The organism is Rhodococcus sp. 14-2483-1-1 (assembly GCF_002259335.1).
Lineage (GTDB): Bacteria > Actinomycetota > Actinomycetes > Mycobacteriales > Mycobacteriaceae > Rhodococcoides.
The window spans coordinates 253,602-275,281 of the sequence record NZ_NPFX01000007.1; the positions used below are offsets into that span (position 1 = coordinate 253,602).

Consider the following 21,680-nt stretch of genomic DNA (forward strand, 5'->3'; position numbering starts at 1 on the left):
AGCCCAAGACTTGCACGGCCCGGCTCGCTCAGGGTCGGAAGACATCCCGCCAGATCCGCTCGCCGGCTTTCCATCCGGCCCCGAACGCTTCGGAGCGTCCCCATGGTCACCACCACACCACCCCGGTCGGGAGGTACCCGCGCGCCCAGCGCTGCCGTCCCTCCCTTTCGACCGAAACGCAAGCGCCGCATCTCGGCCCCGTACATCCTGATCGCGCCCGTCGTCATCCTGCTGGCAGTGTTCATCTTCTACCCGGTCGGCAGCGTCTTCTACTACAGCCTGCAGTTCTACAACCCGACGACGCCGTGGGACAACGGCTTTGCGGGCCTGGAGAACTTCAAGCTGATGTTCGCCGACGACCTGTTCTGGAACAGCCTCGTCGTCACCGCCAAGTGGGTGGGCGTGCAGGTCGTGTTCCAGCTGATCCTCGGCCTCGGACTGGCCCTGCTGGTCAACGAGGTATTCCGCGGACGCGGCCTGGCCCGTGCCCTGGTGTTCTCTCCCTGGGCCGTCTCCGGCGTGCTCACCACCGGCATCTGGCTGCTCATCTACAACCCGTCGACCGGATTGTTCAAACTGCTGGGCAACATGGGCATCGGCGACGGTACCGCCGCGCCGATCGCCGATCCGGACACCGCGTTCTGGGCCACCAGCGTTGCCGAGCTCTGGCGCGGGGTTCCGTTCTTCGCCATTCTCATTCTCGCCGAACTGCAGAGTGCGCCCAAGGATCTGTACGAGGCTGCGAACGTCGACGGCGCGAACCGCTGGCAACGCTTCCGGTTCGTGACGCTGCCACACCTCAAAGCCGTGATCATTCTGTCCACCCTGCTGCGCGGGGTCTGGGAGTTCAACAACGTCGATCTCCTCTACACCCTCACCGCAGGCGGACCGGCCGACGTCACGACCACCTTGCCGCTCTACGTCTCTCAGCTCGCAACCACCGCGCAGGACTTCGGATACGGCTCGGCTCTGACCACCGTCGCGTTCGTCATCCTGCTCTTCTGCTCGATCCTCTACTTGCGCCTCAGCAAATTCAACAGCGATAAGGCCTGACGCACATGACAACTACCGCAGACCGTCCCGTCGTGACCAGTCCGCCGGCGGACCATTCCGAGAAGGTGCGCGTGCACCGCACCAAGCCCCGCGTGTTCAGCGTGGGCCTCCCGCTCGCCGTCTACCTCCTGTTCACGCTCGTCCCGTTCTACTGGATGATCGTCTTCGCGTTCCGGCCTGCCGGGTCCAATTCGATGCTCCCCTGGCCCATCACGCTCGACCATTTCGATACCGTCTGGAACACCCTCGGCTTCAGCTTCTTCTTCAAGAACAGCCTCATCGTCGCCGGTCTGTCGCTGGTACACACCACCTTCGTCGCACTGGCGACCGGCTATGCGTTGGCACGCTTCAAGTTCCGCGCCAAGATCCCCCTGGTGATGGCCCTGCTGTGCAGCCAGTTCGTCCCCGGTGCGATGTTGCTCATCCCACTGTTCCAGGTGTTCCGCGAGATGGGACTGGTGAACAACCTGTTCGGACTCATCGTCGCCGATACCGTCTTCCAACTACCGTTGGCGGCAATGCTGATGGCAGGGTTCATCTCTCAGATCCCGGTGGAACTGGAGGAGGCAGCCATGGTCGACGGCTGCTCACGTCTGAAGGCCTTCCGCATCATCATGTTGCCGCTGCTGCGGCCCGGTCTGATCGCCGTCGGTTCCTTCGCGTTCATCGGCAGCTGGAACAACTTCCTGTTCGGCCTGATGTTCATCAGTAGCCAGGACAAGTTCACCCTCCCAGTCGGATTGAGCTACACGATCGGCTCGTACAACGTCGACTTCGGTGTGCTCGCAGCGGGCGGTCTGATCGCCGCCGTACCGGTGGTCGCTGTGTTCGCCGTCATCCAGAAGTATCTCGTCCAGGGCCTCAGCGCCGGCGCGGTCAAGGGCTGATCATGACGTACGGAAAGAGAATCGACATGAATCGACGCACCCTGCTGCGCACCACCCTCGTCGGTGCGGTAGCCACGCTCGTGCTGGCATCCTGCAGTTCCGAAACCTCCCTGCCCGACGGTGCCCTCGGAGATCCGAACAGCGGCACCCTCACCTTCTGGGACAACAATGCCGGGCCGGATCGAACCCCGTTGTACGAGGAGCTGATTCGACGTTTCGAGGAGATCAATCCCGGCATCGACATTCAGTACGTCGGTCTACCATCCGACAGTGCGCAGCAGAAATATCAGACGGCTCTCGCGGGTGGGTCCGCACCCGACCTGGGCATCGTCTCCACCGCGTATCTCGCGCCCCTCGTCGCGCAGAATGCCGTGATCCCGCTCGACGACTTCATGGCATCCTCTCCGCAGAAGGACCAATACGATCCCAAGATCATCGAATCGGCAATGGAGTCCGGCGGCGGCGAGAACCTGTACGGTCTGCCGTTCACCAGTAACAACGCCACCCTGTGGTATCGAGCGGACTGGTTCGACGAGGCCGGTATGGAGCCACCCGATACCTGGGACGAGTTCTACGACGCGGCAGACGAACTGACCGACAAGTCCGCCGGAAGATACGGGTTCACCATCCGAGGCGGTGCCGGCTCGATCTATCCACTGCTGCAACACATGTTCGCCGTCACCGGCGTCGACAACTTCTTCGACGGCAGCGAATCCACCGTCAACCGGCCCGAGATGGTTCGAGCCATCGAACGTTTCGCGGCCCTCTACGACGTCGACACACCTACCGCCGATGTCAACAACGGTTTTCCACAGATGGTCGCCAGCTTCGGTGGTGGTTCGGTGGCGATGATGCAGCACAACCTCGGATCACTGAGCAATCACCGTAAGGCGCTCGGCGACAAAGTCGGGGCCGTTGCCCTGCCTCTCGCGGACAACGGCGTCCGCACCGTGATGACCGACCCGTTCCCGTCGTACACGGTGTTCAAGAGCAGCCAGCACCAGGCAGCGGCCTGGAAGTTCCTCGAGTTCATGACCTCGCCGGAGTCGCAGGCCTACTGGAACGAGAACGTGGGGCAGATCCCGGTCAACGCCGACGCCCGCTCCGCGCCCGCCTTCGAGGCGATGCCGTCCGTGCAAGCCGCCCAGGCCGCCCTCGACGATCCGGAGACCGTGTTGGTCACCCCGCCCGACTATCTGCCCGATTTCGGCAAGATCGTGCAGGTCCAGATGCTGGGTCAGTGGCAGAAGGTCCTCATCGGGCAGCTCAGCGCACAGGATTTCGCCGACGACTTCGCCGAGAAGCTCAACCGCTCCAAGGCCAAATACGATGCCCGACAGGGTAAATAGGGGACTCATCACCATGTCCAGCGTCATCACCGAGGTTGCCGTCCAGGTCTTCAAGACCGAGGCTCGCACCGCCGTCGATTCCTACGGGCATCGACACCCCGGTCCGTCGATACCCACCACTCAGGCACTGCTGCGCATCACAGATTCCGACGGCGTCAGCGGTTACGTCCTGGGCAAGACCAGCTATCTGCGTGAAGATCAAGTGGAGCAACACTTTCGACCGGTCCTCATCGGCACCGATCCGCTGCACCGCGAGGAAATGGACCGCAAATTCGCAATTCGGCAACGGACGCGAGCCGTCGAACTTCCCGAACACACCTGCAGCTACCTCGATCAGGCACTGTGGGACCTGGCGGGCAACCGATTCGATACCCCCGTGTGGAAGCTGCTGGGCGGAGCGCGCAGCGAGGTCAAGGCCTACGCGAGCACCATGTGCGGCGATACCATCGAGGGTGGCCTGTCCAGTCCACAGGAGTATGCGAATTTCGCAGTGGCGCTGAAGAATCAGGGCTACCAGGGAATCAAACTGCACACCTGGATGCCGCCGCTCGAAGGGGCACCGAGCCTCACGCGGGACATCGAGGCCTGCGCGGCGGTGAGAGATGCCGTCGGACCAGGGTTCTCGTTGATGCTCGACGGCTATCACTGGTACTCACGTACCGACGCCCTCAAGCTCGGCCGGGAACTCGATGCACTGAAGTTCGACTGGTTCGAGGAGCCCATGGACGAATTCTCGATGCGCTCGTACAAGTGGTTGGCGGATCAGATCGATACCCCCGTCATCGGCCCCGAGACCACTCCCGGTCGGCATCGTTCGCGAGCGGACTGGATTGCCGACGATGCCTGCGACATCCTGCGCGTCGGTGCGATGAACGGCGGCGGCATCACCCCGGCACTGAAGACCGTGCACATGGCCGACGGCTTCGGGCTCGAGTGCGAGATCCACGGCAACGGTGCCCCCAATCTCGCACTGGTAGGCGGCGCTCCGAACATCCAGTGGTACGAACGTGGCCTGCTGCATCCACTGGTCGACTACGACTGGGTGCCGCCGCATCTGAAGTCCATCGTCGATCCGATAGATGCGAACGGGATGGTGCACATGCCATCGCGACCAGGCCTGGGTGAGGACATCGACCTGGAGTACATCTCGAACAATCTGATTGCGGAGTACTGAGCTCGATCTTTCTTACGGGTGAAAGATGGAAATTAGGGAAAGATCGACCAACCCGTCAAGCAGTATCAGTCGTCAGTCGGATGTGCGAGTTCGTATGTCGCCGCGAATCGCGCATTCGGCACCGCCCACTGTTCCCCGGCGACACCCTCCAGAATCCAATCGCCGCTTACTGCCTCCAGATCGCCCTCGAGAGTCGCAATGCGTTCACCAGAGACCGCTCTTCGCGCTCTTAGAGTGCCGGTCCGGCGGTAGCGCGAGTTCGCAACTTTCTCGTGGGTGGCAGCGAAGATGTCGGGCTTGACCGACCGCTCGTTGCCATCGCCATCGGTAACCAGCCAGTCGCCCGCGGCGGCAGTCAAGGTATCGCCCCCACTAGTACGCCATGTACGAGGCTGCTCAAGAACGTGTGCCGTTACCTCGCCGAGTCGCCGATACGTACGCCAGGGTTTAGGTATCGACCGATATCCCAGGCTCCGCAGAATAAGCAATGTGCTGTAAAGACTGCGTTGAGCTCGAGTTTTATTTTCACGGCTCTCTTCATCCCCGCCGTCCGTGCGCGTGAGTTCGGCCCAGCCGAGGAGGCGGTTGTGCTTTTGGTCGGCATCGTTGCGTATCGTCGAGTATTTCCAGCCCGCATCGCGGTAGAAGCGGCACCAATCATCATGTTCGAGCTGAATCATCCGATCAACGGTTCTTGCATCGAACCCCAGGGCTCCAAATTTCCCTGCCAGATCTAAACCATCCAGTGAAATTGGAGCTTCAGAATCTGTACGCTCAATGGTATTCCATGTGTGCTGACCTACTTTCTCTACAAGCCAGAGTGTATTGACGACCTGCCGTCTGTTTGATTGCTGAAGAAACGGGTCGAGGTGCGCCCATTCTTCAGTGCTCCATGTGTCGCGGTCGGTCTCGGCGCTGTAGTGCTCATGAATCAGTTCGGCTGCTCTCTCCCAGACGTCCTGCGGAGCACTGCTGGCGAGATCCATGTTGATGGGGAACGGGTACAACCGACCGACAATAGTGGATTCTGGGAGAGCCGCCGTCGATGAAGATGCCTGATAGATTCGTAGTGTTGGGAAGTTGGCCGCTAACCGCGTTCCCGCCGTGGCGAAAGCACTGTCGGCCAGTACTACTGCGTAGTCCGAGGGATCATTCTCGGCCAGAATCGCGATGATGGTCTCTGCTGAACCATCGGCATCAAGTGCAGAGACAGACAGCGTGGTCTGGCCTGGCGCAATTCGATTCTGACGAACTTGGTGATCTCGGACGAAGCCGTGTGCACCGCGAGCGACGATCGTCAGGGCTGAAGGAAGGTCGACGTGGGGCTTCGCATAGACGCTGTTTTCTCTGGCTAGCTGTGCGAACTCCGATGTCAATGCGTATGTCAGCGGGGAGAGCCCGCACAAAAGGACAGTTTTCGCCGGACGTTCGGCCTGAGCACGTATGCGTTTCGTGGTCAAATGGCGGGCTATCTTTGCTGCAGTGATTTCGTATCGACCCACTGCGTCTGCCACCCACCGCTTGTTCTCGCCCTCCGTCGACTCAACTGCTTCGCGAGCCTCGAAGAAGCTTCGACGCCACACCTCGGCCTGCCAGGGGTCGTCGACTCGCACAGTCAAAGGAATTCTGAATCGATTGTCGCCGAGAGCATCCAGCGCGACGTCGATAGCGCCCAATCTCATTTCGTTCTGCACGGGATCCTCCGAGAGCAGATAGAGACGGCGCAACCGCCTCCACATGTGCAGACTAGTGAGCGCTGACGGGCTGTTGATAGCCGCCACCCGAATTCGGGCACCGAGGTCACGCGCAGAGGTGACTGCTAGCTGGTCTGGGTTGGCCGTGATGATGACCAGAGTCTCCTTCGAGGCTTTGCGCCGAGCAATAGCGCTGACCATCGAGACCGTTTCGTCATCGATTCCGACAACGACCGTGAGAGACTTTGCCCGCCAGATCGCTATTCGGTCCAACTGTGAGCGGAACAGCGTCAGCGTGGCCGCAAGAGCTGTCGTGAGCGTCGTCCCGATCGCCAGAAGGCGACCGAGTTCGAGCGCGACGGGCACGCTGTTGCCTAGATGCGCGTCGTCGTTACCTACGAACAAACCGAGTGTCCACGCCAATGGAGCGAAGAATGGTGTTTGGTCACCGTTATGAAACATGTATGAGCAAAGGCCGAGTACCAGTGCGGACGTCGCCATTGCGGCCAACACCACCACAGGCGCACCTGTAAACGGACGTCGTCCTGCCAGCGGGGCAAGTACGAACATCAGTGCGGGTGGGGTGAGCACACTGAGTATTGACAGCGCCGACCCTGGCTCACCAAACCACGTCAACCACGGTGGTACGCCGTCACGAACAGACGGGTACAGCGCGAGCACGCAAAGATAGACCACAGTCGAGAGGTATGTAGCGCCGAGTACGTAAATGACAGTGAGTGCCAGAGACTCGGCGCGTTGCGAACGACCCATTTTCGCATTGCGAGGCTCTGTTCCGACATTGATCACCGCAACAATGTAAGCCATGGATATCAAATTCTGGCCGCGAAGGGCCTCAGAGCATTCTCCATCGCATACCAATTCCGGGTGGTCGGCAGATCGGGCCCCAGATCTTCCGTCTAGGTTTGAAGAACATTCGAACGAAGGACAACCCAGCGAGAGGCGATGTGAGATCAAGCCCCAAGCCAATGGTTTGACCACGCTGTCAAGCGGACTTCGAAGCCTGAGTCTTTTCGGCTCTTTCGGTGTGCGCATCCTAGGTCCGCTGCTCGCCAGCGATCCACCTCTCTGTATCTGACCACCCGCGGCAACAATCGCGCCGGCTCTGCAGTCGTTCGAACGACGTATTTCGCTGAGCCTGGCCGGCATGGGAGAATCTGAGATCGATCTTTGCGGGTACATGTAGGAGTGCAATGAGTCTGGTGGACGAGCGCCCAGAAACTGGCGTCGAGAAATATAAAGCGTTCATCTCTTACTCTCGGTCAGCCTCCAAAGACCTAGCTACCTCCCTGCAAACTGGGTTGGAGCGTTTCGCGAAGCCCTGGTACCGCCTACGAGCCATGCGTGTGTTCAGAGACGACGCGAGTATGTCCGCGAACACGCAACTTTGGTCCACCATCGAGGATGCGCTACGTCAGGCCGACTGGTTCGTAATCTTGGCATCGCCAGAGGCTGCAGAGTCCGTCTGGGTCAACAAAGAAATCAACTGGTGGCGATCGAATCGCGACGCCGATCGCATTCTGATTGTTCAAGCGAAGGGAGAGGTTGTTTGGGATTACCAGGTCAACGACTTTTCTTCGCGACTATCGACCGCTGTTCCCGGGGCACTGTATGGGGCGTACGCCGAGGAACCGCGTTGGATCGATATGCGCTGGTTCTCGGAGACACCCGACATCGCTCCATCCGATCCGCGATTCGACGAACGACTTGCGGATATTGCGGCTACGGTCCGTGGTGTCGATCGCGACAGGCTGGTGGGCGAGAACGTCAGACTTCACCGACGAGCGCTCCTGCTAGCGAGAGTATCAATCGCCGTCCTGATTTCGTTGTTGTTGGTAGCGGTCGTTGCGGGTGTTGTCGCGATCGCTCAAGCGCGGAACGCAGAATCGCAGTTGCGAGTTGCCACCTCTCGACTGTTGTCGTCGACGGCGCAGGCCGAGGCCGCAACCGATATCGAAAGTGCCAGGTTGTATGCGGTTGAGGCCTACCGACTCCATGCGGACGATCAATCTCGCGCTGCCCTTCTCGGCACTGCGTCGTCATCGCCCCTCTTGGTGGGCAACTTCCATGCGGACGACCGGATTACCGTCACCGGGGGATCCAGTGACGGCCTGAAGTTAACTGCGGGCACGGCCTCCGGGCAGGTCTTGGTATGGGACACCACGACACGTTCACGTTCTTCGCTGGCCGATATCGGTACGACAGTCTCTGCGATCGCCATGAGCGAAAACGGCAAGGTAGTCGCGGCATCGTCGCCCGAAACAACCCAGATTTGGAAAGACGGAGTCGAGCTGAAGTTCGAGCGACCTGAAATGGATACGAGCATCTACCAGGTTGCGCTTGCGGTTTCGCCGACTGGCAATTTTACGGCGATGTCTATCACAGAAGACGACCCGACTGGCTCCTCGTTTTACGGACGAGCGCAGGTCTACATTATTGACAACGCCAATGGTTACATTGTACACAGCGGAAACTTTCCTCAACCAACGGTCGCCATAACGATGGCAGACGACTACACAGTTTCAGCCTGGCTCGGGATAGAGGAGACAGGGAACTTGGAGACTCGGACGACCGAGGACTTCCATCTTGTTTCATCATCATACGGAGCAAGCGGAAGACCGCGCTACCTTCAGGGTGATCTCAGTCGAGATGGGTCAACCCTCGTGCTTCCCGATGCCAGTTCCGGTCGGTTCCCCATATTCAGGGCCAGTGATGCATCTGTGGGTGAATTCGGCCTGCTCTCCGGGGGAGAAGCAACTCTGCGATCGGAAGCAATTGCGTTGAGCCCGAACGGTAGCCTGCTCGCGGTCTCGAACGCTGGCCAAATATCGGTATCCACAGTAGCGGACGATTCCGGGGCTTCCACAGAAGAAGCAGTGCTGATCGGCAATCCTCCAGTGATCTGGGGTACGCTTCGTTTCTTGAGCGATCGGCGTCTTATTTCTGCGAGCGGGCAGTCTGTATCGTTATGGGATCTCGACCGCGATGGAGGAATAGTACGAAGTCACAATGCCATCGCGACATCGGCATGTACGGCATGCGGTCCGGTAAAACTCGGCGTGAGCCCAAACGGGGAATTCTCGGTAACAGACGATGACCTGAGTGGATTGGTGAGTACAAAAACAGCCACGGGCGATGCATTTATCGTTCCGCGGGATGACTACTCGACCGTATACCGATTCCTGGGATGGAAGAATGATGATGAATACTTCGTGTTGAACGTTAGGGATCGCCGAATTGGAATTGTCCCGGCAGCGTCGTCAGTTCCGAAAGTGGAGTGGAATGCAGACTACGTCGATATAGACGAGTCTAGCTCGGTACCAATATCTTTCCACTACAATGCGCAGAATGATCAGTTGTCCTTTTACTACCGAGGGACGGTCTACCGATTGAACGGCGGGAACGGCGAGTATGTCTCCAAGCAGGATTTGTCGCTCGAAAACGTAACCTTCTCGGCGGATGGCAGCAAGGTAGTCGGTAATATTGATTCGAGCGACTGGAAGTTACACGACTTGGCGAGCGGCGAATCACAAGAACTCGCATTGGGCGATGGTGTCGTGACTAGCTACGAAGGACTAGAATTCGACCATGGCCTACTGCGTGCATTGCACACGAACGGCGACGTGGAGATTTGGAATGAAGACGCCAGTCAAGTTCTGTCCGCTATTCCCAGTAATGCCGGGATTGGGAATTGGGTTGCTGTCGCTCCAGGAGCGGAATATATAGCTCATTACGAAGCTAACGGCTCGGTTTCTGTGCAGTCACTCGATGGAACGATCATCAAGAATCTGGAGCTTCCAAAGAATTCTGATTCCAAGCCGCAGATCAGCTTTTCTGGGGATGGGAGAATGCTTCTAGTCTTGGCTTCCACTTTCGATAACCCTGAATATCCGGACGGTGCCCTTGTGTCACTCAACCTGGACCCGGAAAATTGGATACGCGCAGCCTGTGAGCCCTCCGGGAGAAGCTTGACCGATCGAGAGTGGACCGAGGTTACTGGGACGGATCGGCCTGACGCATTTGTTTGCTGATTAATCGTCACCGCCCGATTTTGCCGCCACGACTAGCCGTGAGTGTAGGACGTGAGCGCGTGAAGCCAATCCAGCGGACCTCATATTCGCGAAGCGCCGTTCACTGGTCTCGTCGGCGCTTTTGGCTTTGGGTATGCGTCGCGCTAGCCCCGTTCATTCTTCCTGTTGAAGTGTTGGCCTGATCAGTTTGAGATCTCGGTTTCCGACCGCGTTCACGTCGATCACGCGCGGCGGCAGGTGTCGATCGGTGGGGCTCGATTCCACTGTCCGAGAGGGTGGCTTTCGAGTCGTATGGGTTCCGGTCCTAAGGAACGTTATCGCTCCGGCATGCGACATGACGCGAGCCCCGGTGGCATGGACGGACAGGGTGCGCGGCACCAACCGATCGGTGTGAAGGCCCGAGGCTTGCATCGGTCGGTCAGAATCCGTGTCCGCGCATGAAGCATCGTTCATCATGAGGGACACTGTCTCCATGGTGAACGATGTCGCGGCTGCTGCAGTATCCGAGAGCCAGCCGGTCAAATCCGCGGAACGCACGATCCACATCCTCGAGACGCTGGCCGCATCCCCCACGCGCATGAGCCTCGGCGAACTGCAGGAGGCGTGCGGGTATCCCCGATCGAGTCTGCACGCCTTGCTGAGGACGCTCAAGGACCTGCGCTGGATCGAGGCCGACGAGTCCGGCTCGCGGTACGGCATCGGCACACATGCATTGCTCACCGGCACGTCCTACCTCGACAAGGATTCCGTCGTCGGTCGAGCGGCGGCAGTACTGGAAACGCTGCGCTCGGACGTCCGGCACACCGTCCACTTCGCCCGACGCGACGAGGACTGCGTCATCTACCTCGCCAGCCGCGGTTCCAAGCTCGAGGTGCGGCGCATGCACCGCGTCGGACGCAAGCTGCCATGCCACGTCACTGCCCTCGGCCAGGCATTGCTCGCCGAACTCACGACCGACGAGGTGACACAGCTGCTGCCGAAGAAACTCGAGCGGTACACCGAGAACACCATCGTCGATCGTGATGCCCTCATCGCCGAACTCGGCCAGGTTCGCCGTCGCGGTTGGTCGTTGGAACAGGAGCAGGGCACCGCCGGCGTGGTCTGCATAGCGACCGTCGTGCCCTATCGGATCCCGGCCACCGATGCGCTCAGCGTCTCGATGCCCGCGGAAGTCGCCTCGTACCCGGGCGAACTCGAACGAATCGCCGGGGTGCTCACCGACCACGCCGCCGCCTGGGCCCGAGAGCTTCGGGCCGAGGGAGTGCGGTAGAGCCGCTTCGCGGCATGTGAGCGAAACTTCGTAGCAGGGGTCGAGTTTCCGCTCACCTGCGCGTCAGCGCTCCAGGTCAGCGCACCACAGCCTTCGCGACGGTCCAGGCACGACCCTGCTCGCTCAACGTGAAGCCCAATCCCGGGCGAGCGGACAGATGCATGCGTCCGTCTCGGGTCTCGAGGTGCTCGTTGAACAGCGGGTCCAGCCAGTCGAAGTGCTCCACCCACGTCTGCAGGGGATACACCGCCGCGAGGTGCAGGTGGATCTCCATGGCGAAATGCGGGGCGAGCTGCAGATTGTGGTGCTCGGCCAACGTCGCCAATTTCAGGAACTGCGTGATTCCGCCGATGCGGGGAGCGTCGGGCTGCAGGATGTCCACCGAACCGGCCTCGATGAGGCGGACGTGCTCGCCGACGCTGGCCAACATCTCGCCCGTCGCGATGGAGGTGTCGAGGCTGCGAGCGAGCTGCGCATGACCCTCTGCATCATAGGCGTCGAGGGGCTCCTCGATCCACACGAGATCGAACTGTTCGAGAATGCGGCCCATACGCTGCGCCGTGGGCCGATCCCATTGCTGATTGGCGTCGACCATCAGCGGAACGTCGTCGCCGAGAAACTCGCGCACCGCGGTGACGCGGGCGATGTCGGTGCGCCAATCCGGCTGACCCACCTTCAGTTTGATGCCACCGATTCCGTTTGCGAGGGAGATGGCGGCATTCTCCATGACCTCTTCGATCGGAGTGTGCAGAAATCCGCCGGAGGTGTTGTACGTCTGCACCGAGTCACGCGCCGAGCCGATCAGCTTGGCCAGTGGCAACCCGGCACGCTTGGCCTTGAGATCCCACAGCGCGATGTCGATCGCCGCAATCGCCTGCGTCGCAACACCACTGCGGCCCACCGAGGCTCCGGCCCACACCAGCTTGGTCCAGATCTTGCCGATGTCGTTCGGGTCCTCGCCGATGAGTACCGGAGCGATTTCCTGGGCATGCGCAAATTGGGCCGGCCCGCCCGCACGCTTGGAGTACCCGAATCCGATTCCCTCATGGCCCTGTTCGGTGCGAATTTCGGCGAACAGGAACACCACCTCGGTCATCGCCTTCTGCCGACCGGTGAGCACCTTGGCGTCGCTGATCGGATTCTTCAGCGGCAACACGATCGAGGACAGTGTCACCTCGACGATGCGGTCGATGGTCGCCGCACCGGGAGCAAGCGCCGTGATCGCAGCATCCGGGGCAGAGAGTCCGCTGGTCGGTGTGTCAGTGCCGATGGTCATCTGTGACTCCTCAAATCGTCGATTATGTTGCTTAACAGCCTATTTCGACGAACAATGCACGTCCAACACCATTTATCGGCCGATCGATGCCGCCAGTGCATCGATGTTGGATGCAATATCGGCAACCCTGCCCACGAACGTGTGATGCGTGACGCCGGACGAGTGTGGGGTCATCAGCACGTTGTCGAGATCGCGAAACGGCAACACACTCGGCTCTCCCACGCCGTCCGGCCCGGGGTAGCGGTACCAGACGTCGATCGCGGCTGCGGCAATCTCGTTGCGAGACAGGGCGTCGAACAGTGGCTGCTCCTGTACCAATGGCCCACGACCGACGTTGACGAGTACCCCGTCGCTGCCGAGCCTGCTGAGTTCCTCGGCACCGATCATGCCGCGCGTTCGCTCGTTCAGGGGTGCGGAGACCACCAGGACGTCGGCGAAATCGACCAGTGATCCCAGATCATCTGTCCCCGAGACCCATTCGAGCCCCTCGTCCGGAGCCCGCCCGCTTCCGGTGACCGCAGCGCCCACTGCGCCGTATGCCCGGAACAGCTGCCACGTTCGCCTGCCGATGTGCCCGAAGCCGACGAATCCGATGCGGGCACCACTCAGCGACAACGGTTGCGCGATGGTCGGGTCGTAGACGGCGGTGGCGAACACTCCGGAGCGAAGTGCGCGGTCCTGCTCCAGAAACTTACGGCGCAGCATCACGGTCGCAGCCACGACGTATTCCGCGATCGACTGCTCGTGATGAAAGGTGTTGCACACCTGCACATCGGGGCCCAGTCCGGAGCGATCGACGTTGTCCGTTCCGGCACCCGCGACGTGGACCATACGCAATTTCGGCGCTGCGGCACCCATGGCCGCACTGAACTTGCCACCGACGTAGACGTCTGCGTCGGCGAGTTCGGCGATGACCCGAGTCTCGTCGAACGGCACGCACCAGATCACCTCGACGTCGGCGGGCAGGCCCGCCTCGAACTGCTCCCGATGGGGCAGCACGTTTCGGTCGCCGACGACGATCTTCACCAGCGGACCAGAACTCATCGAACCAGGGCCGGCCGCTTGCTGTCGAACGTCCAACCCTCGATGAGATACTGCATGCCGATGGCGTCGTCGCGCGAACCGAGACCTTCCTTCTGGTACAACTCGTGCGCCGCATCGATCTGCTCGAAGTCGAGTTCGACACCCAGGCCTGGCTTGTCGGGCACGGTGAGGTAGCCATCCTCGATCGTGAACGGCTCCTTGGTCACTCGCTGTCCGTCCTGCCAGATCCAGTGCGTATCGATGGCAGTGATCGTCCCTGGAGCGGCCGCGGCGACGTGGGTGAACATGGCCAGTGAAACGTCGAAGTGGTTGTTGGAGTGCGAACCCCACGTCAGACCCCACGCATCGCACAGCTGCGCTACGCGGACGGAACCAGCCATCGTCCAGAAGTGCGGGTCGGCGAGTGGGATGTCCACCGCACCGGATCGGATGGTGTGGCCCATCTCGCGCCAGTCGGTGGCGATCATGTTCGTGGCGGTCTGCAATCCGGTGGCGCGCTTGAATTCGGTCATCACTTCGCGGCCCGAGAATCCACCCTCCGGTCCGACGGGGTCCTCGGCATAGGCCAGCACGTCACGCAGGCCACGGCAGGTGTCGATCGCGTCCTTCAGAAGCCATCCACCGTTGGGATCCAACGTGATTCGAGCCTCGGGGAATCGCTCGGCCAGCGCGCGCACCGCAGCAGCCTCCTCGGCCGCGGGCAGCGCACCACCTTTGAGCTTGAAGTCCTGGAACCCGTACCGCGCCTGGGCTGCCTCGGCGAGGCGCACGATCGACTCGGGATCCATCGCTTCCTCGTGCCTGATGCGCATCCAGTCGTCGGCTCCGGCTGCCTCGTCGGCTGCGCTGCGGTACGCGAGATCGGTCTTGTTCCGATCGGCCACGAAGAACAGATAGCCCAGAGCTTGGACCTTGTCACGCTGCTGACCTTCTCCCAACAGCGCTGCGACGCTGACCCCGAGGTGTTGACCCAACAGATCGAGCAACGCCGATTCCACCGCGGTCACCGCATGGATCGCGACCCGCAGATCGAAGGTCTGCGCTCCGCGTCCCCCGGCATCACGATCGGCGAACGCGCGACGCATCTCGGCCAGCACAGCGTTGTAGCGGCCGATACTCTGACCCTCGACGAGCGAACGAGCATCCTCGAGAGTCTGCCGAATCGCCTCTCCGCCCGGCACTTCGCCGACGCCGGTGCGCCCGTCCGAGTCGGTGAGCACCACCAGATTGCGGGTGAAATACGGGGCGTGGGCTCCACTGAGGTTGAGCAGCATGTCGTCGTGGCCCGCAATCGGAATCACGCGCATCTCGGTGACGACGGGGGTGCTGTTCTGGGAGTTCATGATCGGACCCTCTCGGCCGGTGGTATCGGATGCTATTTGGTCAGGGTGACGGGTTCGACGCTGCCCTCGGTATCGGCCACCACCCCGCGCGGCTTCTTGATGAGTAGGACCGACAGCGCAGCCAGTGCGGATGCACCGGCCAGCGCATACAGTCCCCAGGTCACCGAACCGGTGGCCTCCTGGATCAATCCGAATCCGAACGGTGCGACGAAGCCGCCGAGGTTGCCCACCGAGTTGATGACGGCGATGGCGGCGGCAAGCACCATCGGATGCAGAGTGGACTGCGGGAAGGACCAGAACAGCGGGCTCGCGCTCTTGAATCCCATGGCAGCGATGCACAGGAAGATCAGCGCGATCCACGGCGTCGCGACGGCGGCCAACAGTGTGCCGACTGCAGCGGTGAGCAGAGCGATGATTAACAGTGGTCGACGGTTTCCGGTGCGGTCGCCGATCTTGGACATGTAGTACATGGCGAACACGGCGCAGATCCATGGCAGCGACGAGAGCAAGCCGACGGTGATGTCGTTGGTTCCGTCGATCCGTCGGACGATGGACGGGAGCCAGAATGTGTTGGCGTAGATCGAGAGCTGGATTGCGAAGTAGATCCAGATGAACAGCAGCAGCTTGGGATCGAGCAACATCTTCCAGCGCGACCTGCCGTCGCCAATGCCGGAGGTACGTGCCTTCTCTGCTTCCTCGACGGCAATGGCAGCGTTCAGATCGTGCTTCTCCTCGTCGGTCAGCCACTTCGCATCCTTGACGTGCGAGTCGATGAGGAAGTAGGCGATGGTGCCGACGACAACGGACAGCAGGCCCTCGATGCCGAACAGGTACTGCCAGCCTCGGGCCCCGAAGAGTCCGTCGAGAGAAAGCAGCGGACCCGACAGTGGGCCGGAGATCGCCGCGGCCACCGACGACCCTGCGACGAACAACGCGGTGGCACGGCCGCGGTGGCTGTTGGGCAACCACTTGGCGAAGTAGAAGATGATGGCCGGGAAGAATCCGGCCTCGGCCGCTCCGAGCAGGAACCGCAGGATGTAGAACATCTCGGGACCGTTGACGAAGGCCATGGCGAACGAGATGGTGCCCCAACTGACCATGATGCGGGTCAGCCAGATCTTGGCACCGAACTTCTCCATCATCACGTTGCTCGGAAGCTCGAAGAGCGCGTACGCGATGAAGAACACGCCGGCACCGAATCCGTATGCCGCAGCTCCGATACCGACGTCGGCTTCGAGGTATTCGCGGGCGTAGCCGATGTTCGATCGGTTCAGCTGATTGCAGATCAGCATGATGATGAACAAGGGCACGACTCGCCGGAATATCTTCGCGACGGCAGAATCGACTGCCGGCGTCGGCGGGAGAGTGATCGACATCGATCGCTCCGTTCTGTGGCTCGAGCGGTTTCCCGCTACCGATGCGCGAGTGTGACCGGCACAGGCATGGATCGACCCAGTGATTGGGCTCACATGAAACAGTAGGACTCCGGATCGATGCATGTCCAAGACCATCTACGCATCGACCGATGCAGTAGAGGTATCGGCAACTGCAGTCGGTGCTCATCGCGCCTGGCAGCAAGATCGATACCGAGACTGAATCAAATACGACTTTTTTAGACTTGGACATGTATCGATCAGCCTTCTAGCGTGGTGACCTATGAGCCAGGTCACGCCCTGGCGTCAGCGCACGCACCGCACCACAGCCCTAGGAGTCACCCCATGACAGCGTCGACGACACAGTCCACCCACCTCACCGGCCGGATGATCATCGCCGGCGTCCCGGTCTTCGGTGGCGGCACGCAGATTCACGGAATCGACCCCAGCACCGGCGCGAACCTCGAACCCGCCTACGGTCACGGCGACAATACCGACGTCGAGAAGGCTTGTGCCGCAGCGGCCGAAGCATTCGCCGATTACCGTGCCACCTCCTCGGAGACCCGTGCACAGTTTCTCGAAACCATCGCCGACAACATCGCAGCTCTCGGCGACACGCTGATCGAGCGCACCGTCGCCGAGTCCGGACTTCCGTTGGCCCGCATCACCGGCGAGGTCGGTCGCACCACCGGGCAGCTCCGCTTGTTCGCTTCGGTTCTGCGCGAGGGTAGTTGGAACGGTGCCCGCATCGATCCGTCCCAGCCCGATCGCACGCCACTCCCCCGCGCCGACATCCGCCAGCGGCAGATTCCGCTGGGCCCGGTTGCAGTGTTCGGGGCCAGCAACTTCCCACTCGCTTTTTCCGTCGCAGGCGGCGACACCGCTTCCGCTCTCGCGGCCGGATGCCCCGTTGTGGTTAAGGCCCACGATGCTCATCCGGGAACGTCCGAACTGGTCGGTCGCGCGATCGCCGACGCCGTCGCTTCCACCGGAATGCCCTCGGGCACATTCTCTCTGCTCTTCGGCTCCGGCCGTGGACTCGGCACCGCTCTGGTGACCGACCCTCGCATCAAGGCCGTCGGCTTCACCGGATCACGTTCGGGTGGAACTGCTCTCGTCGCCGCCGCAGCCGGTCGGCGTGAGCCGATCCCGGTGTACGCCGAGATGAGTTCCATCAACCCGGTGTTCGTCATGGACGGCGCTCTCGCCACCCGCGGAGCCGAGCTCGGCCGCGCCTTCGTCGCATCGCTGACGATGGGCTCGGGCCAGTTCTGCACCAACCCCGGTCTCGTCATCGCCGTCGACGGGCCCGGACTGCAGTCCTTCACCGAGGCAGCGACGACAGCGGTATCGGAATCCGCCCCCACCACGATGCTCACCCCGAACATCGCCGCGAGCTACGGCGAGGGCGTCGACGCACTGAGTGGCGTCGTGACCGAACTTGCCCGCGGTACCGACACCCAGGCCCCGAACGCCTGCCGCGCAGCATTGTTCGAGACCGATGCCGATACGTTCCTCACGTCCGAGGCGGCGCAGACCGAGGTGTTCGGCGCGTCGAGTCTCATCGTTCGGTGCACCGACGCGCAGCAGGTTCGCGACGTCGCCGCGCTGCTCGAAGGTCAGCTCACCGCCACGATTCACGCCGACGAGTCGGATCACACCGAGGCAGGCAAGCTCCTCTCGGTTCTCGAGCTCAAGGCCGGCCGCATCCTGTTCGACGGATGGCCGACGGGCGTCGAGGTGGGCCACGCAATGGTCCACGGCGGCCCTTTCCCCGCCACCTCCAACTCCCGCACCACCTCGGTCGGATCTCTCGCCATCGAGCGCTTCCTACGTCCCGTTTCTTACCAGGACGTTCCGACATCACTGCTGCCCACTGCAATTGCCGATGGCAACCCGGACGGCATCTTCCGCCGCATCGACGGCCAGCTCACCCAAGACTGACTCACCCCACCTAGTTCTCGAGGAGACCACCATGCTCGACGGAGTCCTGTTCTTCCCTGTCACCCCGTTCACCGCCTCCGGTGAGGTCGATTACGACCTGCTGGCTGCTCACATCGCGAAGGGTGTCGACGCCGGACCCGGTGGAGTATTCATCGCTTGCGGCACAGGTGAATTCCATGCCCTCGAAGGCGAGGAGTTCGGCAAGATCGTGCGCACGGCAGTCGACGTCGTCGCAGGCCGTGTGCCGGTGTACGCCGGCGCAGGCGGATCCGTCGCCCAGGCAAAGGCGTTCGCGGCGAGCGCGAAGAGCAACGGAGCCGATGGCATCCTGCTGTTGCCGCCGTACCTGGTGACGATGCCGCAGGCCGGTCTCGTCAACTACACCAGGGCCGTTGCCGCCGCGTCGGATCTGCCGTTGATCGTCTACAACCGCGGCAATGCCCGCTTCACCGAGGACTCGGCCGTCGAGGTTGCACAGCTGCCCACCGTCGTCGGATTCAAGGACGGCACAGGCGATCTCGATCAGGTCGGCCGCATCGTCCGCGCGGTGCTGGATGCACTCGAGCCGTCGGGCAAGCCCTTCCAGTTCTTCAACGGCCTGCCCACCGCCGAGGTTTCCCAGCAGGCGTACCGAGCGATCGGTGTCACGCTGTACTCCTCTGCGACATTCGCCTTCGCACCCGAACTGGCGCTGGCGTTCTACCGGTCACTCGACAGTGGTAACGAGAAGCTCACTGCCGCACTGCTTCGCGAGTTCTTCCACCCGTTGGTGCGCTTGCGCGACAAGGTGCCCGGTTACGCCGTCTCCCTCATCAAGGCCGGCGTGACGATGGAGGGCATCGAGGCAGGGCCCGTTCGCCCGCCTCTGGTGGACATCAGCGCACCGCATCTCGAGGAACTCACCGCAATCGTTGCCGCCGGCCGGGCCGTGCTGGCAGACGAGCTCGCGGTGCACTGATGCAGGATCCGGTCCTGATCACCGGCGCTCGAATCACTCCGATCGCCTTTGTCGACCCTCCTTTGCTCAACACCGTCGGCGTGCATCAGCCCTACGCACTGCGCGCGATCATTCAGCTGGACACCGAGGCCGGCATCGTCGGCCTCGGTGAGACCTACGCCGACACCGCTCATCTCGCTCGACTCGATGCGGCAGCTCAGGCCATCACCGGCTTGGACGTGTTCGCACTCAACGAGATTCGAGATGCCATCGACTCCGCGCTGGGAATGCTGTCGATCACCGGTGGCGACGGTGTCGCCGGAATGATCACCACGGCCAGTACCACCGACCGCGTATTCTCGCCGTTCGAGATCGCCTGCCTGGACGTGCAGGGCAAAGTGCTCGGTCGGCCGGTGTCCGATCTACTCGGCGGCAAAGTTCGGGACTCGGTTCCGTTCAGTGCATACCTGTTCTACAAGTGGGCAGCGCATCCCGGCGCACAGCCGGACGAGTGGGGCGAGGCAATCGACCCGGCCGGTCTGGTACGACAGGCCCGAAAGATGATCGACGAGTACGGCTTCGAGGCCATCAAGGTCAAGGGCGGAGTCTTTCCGCCCGATGAAGAGATCGCCGGAATCAAGGCGCTCCGTGAGGCGTTCCCGGACCTGCCGTTGCGGCTCGACCCCAACGCCGCGTGGACTGTCGACACGTCCATCCGAGTCGCCGCCGAGCTCGACGGCATCGTCGAGTATCTCGAGGACCCGACACCCGGACTCGACGGGATGGCCGAGGTCGCGCGCGAGGCGAAGATGCCTCTGGCGACCAACATGTGCGTCGTCGCGTTCGATCATCTGAAGCCTGCCGTGGTGAAGGACTCGGTGCAGGTGGTGTTGTCGGATCACCACTACTGGGGTGGCCTGCAGCGCTCGAGGTTGCTCGCAGGAATCTGTGAGACGTTCGAGCTGGGACTGTCGATGCACTCGAACAGCCACCTCGGCATCAGCCTGGCCGCAATGGTTCACCTCGCCGCCGCAACACCGAACCTGACCTACGCCTGCGATACGCACTGGCCGTGGAAGCACGAGGACGTCGTCGTTCCAGGAGTGTTGAACTTCGTCGACGGCGCGGTGGCAGTTCCCACCGGGCCCGGCCTCGGCGTCGAGATCGACGAGGACGCGCTCGCGGCGCTGCATCAGCAGTACCTCGACTGCGGCATTCGCGACCGCGACGACACCGGATACATGCAGAGCATCGATTCGAGCTTCGAGAACACCTCCCCGCGCTGGTAGGGGCTAAGCTCGCTGCGGGTCGTGGGGATCCGTGCGAGAGGTTTGTCCTGTGAACAGCGGTTGGCAGTATTCCCCTGCGCCGGTCGCGCGGACGTCCGGGGTCAACTGTCTCGTCAGCGGGCTGGTCGGTGTCGTCACCGTCGTCGGCGCTTCGCCTCGGGCGGCGACTGTGTTGCTCGTCCTGGCGGTGGCATGGTGCGCACTGGGTATCTACATGATCGCGGCGGCACCGGTGCTGTCTCGACGCCTCTACCTGGCGATGCACCTGTCCGGTCTGACGAGCATCGCCCTGTTCTGCACCGCGGCGGGCGGGGAGATCGCGGCCATGTCCGGCGTCTTCCTCCAGTTGCTTCTGGTGACGCCGGCGTTCATCGTTCTGCCCAACCGCATCGCCTGGCGGACGACCGTTCTCAATGCCCTGTACGTCGCGTACCTGGGTGCCGTCGTCGGCGGTATCCATCCCGTCCTGGTGATCAACGCCCAACTCGTGCTCGTCGCCATCGCGATCTCGGCGGCATGGGTCCAGAGCGTGGCCTCGACTTCCGAGATCGACCATCTCACCCAGCTCGCGAATCGACGGCGCCTCACCCGCGAGTTGGACGCTCGGCCGGGAACGGTGGCGAGCGGAAAGATCGACGCCATCGCGGTGGTGGACATCGATCGCTTCAAGGTGATCAACGACGACCACGGTCATGCAGCAGGTGATCGCGCACTCGAGATCGTCTCGTCCGCGCTACGCAACTGCCTGCCCCCGCAGTATCTACTGAGCCGCTCGGGCGGCGATGAATTCACGGTGCTGTGCATCACGGGCACAGCCGCCGAACTACGCGACGCCGTCGATCGCGTTCGGACGGAGCTACCGAGGGACGTGACGATTTCGGTGGGTGTGGCGAGCCGGCAGGACGGCGAAGCCGCCCGCGCCACCCTCGCGCGCGCCGACAGAGCGCTGTACGAGTCCAAGAATCTGGGACGCAACCGAACCACCGTCCACGAGTAGG

15 protein-coding genes are annotated in these 21,680 nt (G+C 61.9%); 10 read left to right on the forward strand and 5 right to left on the reverse strand.

Going from position 1 to position 21,680, the window contains the following annotated elements; all coding sequences use genetic code 11:
- Positions 1-102: 102 nt before the first annotated feature.
- The 4 genes from CH294_RS07560 to CH294_RS07575 are packed head-to-tail and all read left to right on the forward strand — an operon-like array spanning position 103 to position 4,463.
- Positions 103-1,053 (forward strand): sugar ABC transporter permease, encoded by a 951-nt coding sequence (locus CH294_RS07560; protein WP_094737509.1) that lies wholly within the window; start codon positions 103-105, stop codon positions 1,051-1,053.
- Positions 1,054-1,085: 32 nt separating this feature from the next.
- Positions 1,086-1,940 (forward strand): carbohydrate ABC transporter permease, encoded by an 855-nt coding sequence (locus tag CH294_RS07565; protein ID WP_249305127.1) that lies wholly within the window; start codon positions 1,086-1,088, stop codon positions 1,938-1,940.
- Between the two features lie 26 nt (positions 1,941-1,966).
- Positions 1,967-3,289: a sugar ABC transporter substrate-binding protein gene (locus tag CH294_RS07570; RefSeq protein WP_249305129.1), complete on the forward strand. Its 1,323-nt coding sequence runs from the start codon at positions 1,967-1,969 to the stop codon at positions 3,287-3,289.
- Positions 3,270-4,463: an enolase C-terminal domain-like protein gene (locus CH294_RS07575; RefSeq protein ID WP_249305130.1), complete on the forward strand. Its 1,194-nt coding sequence runs from the start codon at positions 3,270-3,272 to the stop codon at positions 4,461-4,463. The genes CH294_RS07570 and CH294_RS07575 overlap by 20 nt, the downstream gene beginning before the upstream one ends.
- Positions 4,464-4,528: 65 nt before the next feature.
- Here the strand turns inward: CH294_RS07575 and CH294_RS07580 are convergent, their stop codons facing one another.
- Positions 4,529-6,982 (reverse strand): hypothetical protein, encoded by a 2,454-nt coding sequence (locus CH294_RS07580; RefSeq protein WP_141216470.1) that lies wholly within the window; start codon positions 6,980-6,982, stop codon positions 4,529-4,531.
- Positions 6,983-7,368: 386 nt separating this feature from the next.
- Here CH294_RS07580 and CH294_RS07585 point away from each other — a divergent pair, with 386 nt between their 5' ends.
- Both CH294_RS07585 and CH294_RS07590 read left to right on the forward strand, forming a co-directional pair.
- Positions 7,369-10,206: a toll/interleukin-1 receptor domain-containing protein gene (locus tag CH294_RS07585; RefSeq protein ID WP_094737514.1), complete on the forward strand. Its 2,838-nt coding sequence runs from the start codon at positions 7,369-7,371 to the stop codon at positions 10,204-10,206.
- Positions 10,207-10,660: 454 nt separating this feature from the next.
- Complete coding sequence (locus CH294_RS07590; RefSeq protein ID WP_230592631.1) at positions 10,661-11,476, forward strand: IclR family transcriptional regulator; 816 nt, start codon at positions 10,661-10,663, stop codon at positions 11,474-11,476.
- 76 nt (positions 11,477-11,552) lie between these two features.
- Here CH294_RS07590 and CH294_RS07595 read toward each other — a convergent pair whose 3' ends face one another.
- From CH294_RS07595 to CH294_RS07610, 4 genes are all read right to left on the reverse strand, one after another.
- Positions 11,553-12,752, reverse strand: coding sequence for a mandelate racemase/muconate lactonizing enzyme family protein (locus tag CH294_RS07595; RefSeq protein ID WP_094737516.1), 1,200 nt, complete (start codon positions 12,750-12,752; stop codon positions 11,553-11,555).
- Positions 12,753-12,824: 72 nt separating this feature from the next.
- The gene (locus CH294_RS07600) at positions 12,825-13,778 is read right to left on the reverse strand and encodes a 2-hydroxyacid dehydrogenase (protein ID WP_170944633.1); all 954 of its coding nucleotides are present in this window, start codon (positions 13,776-13,778) and stop codon (positions 12,825-12,827) included.
- Between the two features lie 14 nt (positions 13,779-13,792).
- Entirely contained in the window at positions 13,793-15,139 is a 1,347-nt protein-coding gene (locus CH294_RS07605) for an enolase C-terminal domain-like protein (RefSeq protein ID WP_094737517.1), read from the reverse strand.
- A gap of 32 nt (positions 15,140-15,171) precedes the next feature.
- Positions 15,172-16,515 (reverse strand): MFS transporter, encoded by a 1,344-nt coding sequence (locus tag CH294_RS07610; RefSeq protein ID WP_094737518.1) that lies wholly within the window; start codon positions 16,513-16,515, stop codon positions 15,172-15,174.
- A gap of 342 nt (positions 16,516-16,857) precedes the next feature.
- Between CH294_RS07610 and CH294_RS07615 the strand changes: the two genes are divergently transcribed.
- Genes CH294_RS07615 through CH294_RS07630 form a run of 4 tightly spaced genes read left to right on the forward strand, consistent with a single transcriptional unit; the run spans position 16,858 to position 21,679 of the window.
- Positions 16,858-18,456 (forward strand): aldehyde dehydrogenase (NADP(+)), encoded by a 1,599-nt coding sequence (locus tag CH294_RS07615; protein ID WP_094737519.1) that lies wholly within the window; start codon positions 16,858-16,860, stop codon positions 18,454-18,456.
- Positions 18,457-18,487: 31 nt separating this feature from the next.
- Complete coding sequence (locus CH294_RS07620; RefSeq protein WP_094703150.1) at positions 18,488-19,414, forward strand: 5-dehydro-4-deoxyglucarate dehydratase; 927 nt, start codon at positions 18,488-18,490, stop codon at positions 19,412-19,414.
- Positions 19,411-20,682: a glucarate dehydratase family protein gene (locus CH294_RS07625; protein ID WP_094737520.1), complete on the forward strand. Its 1,272-nt coding sequence runs from the start codon at positions 19,411-19,413 to the stop codon at positions 20,680-20,682. The genes CH294_RS07620 and CH294_RS07625 overlap by 4 nt, the downstream gene beginning before the upstream one ends.
- Positions 20,683-20,731: 49 nt before the next feature.
- A complete protein-coding gene (locus tag CH294_RS07630) occupies positions 20,732-21,679 on the forward strand; it encodes a GGDEF domain-containing protein (protein ID WP_094737521.1) in 948 nt (315 codons plus the stop codon).
- The last annotated feature ends 1 nt before the right edge of the window (position 21,680 follow it).

Coding starts and splice junctions, on each gene's coding strand:
- CH294_RS07560 (WP_094737509.1), top strand. CDS start 103: ATGGTCACCACCACACCACCCCGGTCGGGAGGTACCCGCGCGCCCAGC.
- CH294_RS07570 (WP_249305129.1), top strand. CDS start 1,967: ATGAATCGACGCACCCTGCTGCGCACCACCCTCGTCGGTGCGGTAGCC.
- CH294_RS07575 (WP_249305130.1), top strand. CDS start 3,270: ATGCCCGACAGGGTAAATAGGGGACTCATCACCATGTCCAGCGTCATC.
- CH294_RS07580 (WP_141216470.1), bottom strand. CDS start 6,982: ATGGCTTACATTGTTGCGGTGATCAATGTCGGAACAGAGCCTCGCAAT.
- CH294_RS07585 (WP_094737514.1), top strand. CDS start 7,369: ATGAGTCTGGTGGACGAGCGCCCAGAAACTGGCGTCGAGAAATATAAA.
- CH294_RS07590 (WP_230592631.1), top strand. CDS start 10,661: ATGAGGGACACTGTCTCCATGGTGAACGATGTCGCGGCTGCTGCAGTA.
- CH294_RS07595 (WP_094737516.1), bottom strand. CDS start 12,752: ATGACCATCGGCACTGACACACCGACCAGCGGACTCTCTGCCCCGGAT.
- CH294_RS07605 (WP_094737517.1), bottom strand. CDS start 15,139: ATGAACTCCCAGAACAGCACCCCCGTCGTCACCGAGATGCGCGTGATT.
- CH294_RS07610 (WP_094737518.1), bottom strand. CDS start 16,515: ATGTCGATCACTCTCCCGCCGACGCCGGCAGTCGATTCTGCCGTCGCG.
- CH294_RS07615 (WP_094737519.1), top strand. CDS start 16,858: ATGACAGCGTCGACGACACAGTCCACCCACCTCACCGGCCGGATGATC.
- CH294_RS07620 (WP_094703150.1), top strand. CDS start 18,488: ATGCTCGACGGAGTCCTGTTCTTCCCTGTCACCCCGTTCACCGCCTCC.